2 protein-coding genes are annotated in these 1,654 nt (G+C 39.4%); both read left to right on the top strand.

Annotation, left to right across the window (positions count from 1 at the left end; genetic code table 11):
- A partial coding sequence (locus HT671_RS08945; protein ID WP_172923134.1) for a CAP domain-containing protein occupies positions 1-749 on the top strand: 749 nt, incomplete at its 5' end.
- Positions 712-1,473 (top strand): hypothetical protein, encoded by a 762-nt coding sequence (locus HT671_RS08950; RefSeq protein ID WP_007284985.1) that lies wholly within the window; start codon positions 712-714, stop codon positions 1,471-1,473. The genes HT671_RS08945 and HT671_RS08950, both read left to right, overlap by 38 nt.
- Positions 1,474-1,654 lie beyond the last annotated feature (181 nt).

Raw genomic sequence — 1,654 nt, forward strand, 5'->3', positions numbered from 1 at the left:
AACCAAAATCAGAAGCACCGGTAGCTACAAGACCAACCACGGAAGATCCAGTAACACCGAAAGGGGAAGCACCGGCTGTACCACAAAAGGAGGTGCAGACTGTATTTAAATCGGAAGTGAGTCAAGCATCTGCTGGCAATGTTTTGGTGGGAATCAAAGGAGAATTTTTAACACCAGATCAACAAGCTATCTTAGATTCTCTTAATAAGATTCGTAAAGAGGCTTTTGAGGAGAAATTAGTAGATAAGTATGTTCCGATTAAGTGGTCAACACAACTGGAAAAAACGGCTCTTATGAGAGCTGCTGAGTCTTCTATTACGAATGCCCATGCTCGTCTCTCTGACAAAAATATTTGGACAGCTTTTCCGACTGGTACTAGAACATTTGGAGAAAACTTGGCGTGGAATTATAAAGGATTTGCAGAGGCGATTAAGCAATGGTACTCAGAAAAAGCCGATTATATTAAAAAATCAAAGGGTGAGACAGTTGCAGGTCAAACTGGTCATTATAAATCATTGATAAATCCTCTATATACTTATACAGGTCTTGGTGCATTTAATAACCCTCGTCATGAACATCACTGGATTACTGTTGCACAAATTTTAGGAGATAAGGTCGACTCGGAGGCTTTAGTTGGACAGTATGGGCCAGCAATTCAAGAAGCAGAGGTGACAGAATCTCAACTTTCCTCATTTAAAACAAAAGCTGATATTGTCGAAAACACATCTGATAGAAGAGACAAACAGTAAAGAGGTTAATTCACAGGAAGCGTCTTCAGAAACAAGAGATGTAACATCGCACGGTAACGGAGCAACAGAGGAAGCAAAGACTGTAGAATCTACGGAAAGCACAGAGAAAAGCCAAGTAGAACCAGCTGAAAACACATCAGCTACAGATATGGCAGAAACAGGAAAAACATCTGTAGCTCCATCATCAGACTCAGAAAAAGTATTGACCACCACAGAAGAAACTGGAGAAGCGACTTCGTCTGATTCTAACTTAGTAAATTCACAAGAAAATAATTCTGAGACACAAGATGGAACAACAAATGCCACATCAGAAGAATCGTCAGAGTCAAAAGAAGCATCAGTTACCTCTGAAAGTGAGTCAACAGACACACAACCATCTGTAGAAGTAGGAACAGAAGAAACACTAGCTCCAAAAGACGCAGGAACAACAGTAGAAGCTGAAGAAGTTGTAACACCAGCTCCTCAAAAGGTCAAAGTCAATGTTTTTTATAACTTTGATAAAATGAAAGATATTGCAGGTTTTCTAGGAGATATCAATGGAACTCCTCTTGAAATCGCGGAAGGTTCAACAGATGATGAAGTAAAAGTGGCAGTCAAGAACCAAGTTGATGCTAAGAAAGAAGAGTTGGGCAAACGTGGCTATACTTTAAAAGAGGACTATGTCTATCAAGCTAATGGGAAAGATTATAACTACGTTGTAACATTTTCAAAAGCAGCTAAATAATTTTCATTCTATAGAGAGTGAAATGCAAGCAGAGAGAGCGATAGGCTCTCTTTGTTTTATCGAGTGGTCAGTTGCTTACAGACAAAAGGCCAGTAAGAGATTATAATAGAAAATAGAGTAGGTATTTATACTCTTCGAAAATCTCTTCAAACCACGTCAGCGTCGCCTTACCGTATGTATG

The sequence above is a fragment of the Streptococcus sp. 2741 genome, from assembly GCF_013276315.1.
Classification (GTDB): domain Bacteria; phylum Bacillota; class Bacilli; order Lactobacillales; family Streptococcaceae; genus Streptococcus; species Streptococcus pseudopneumoniae.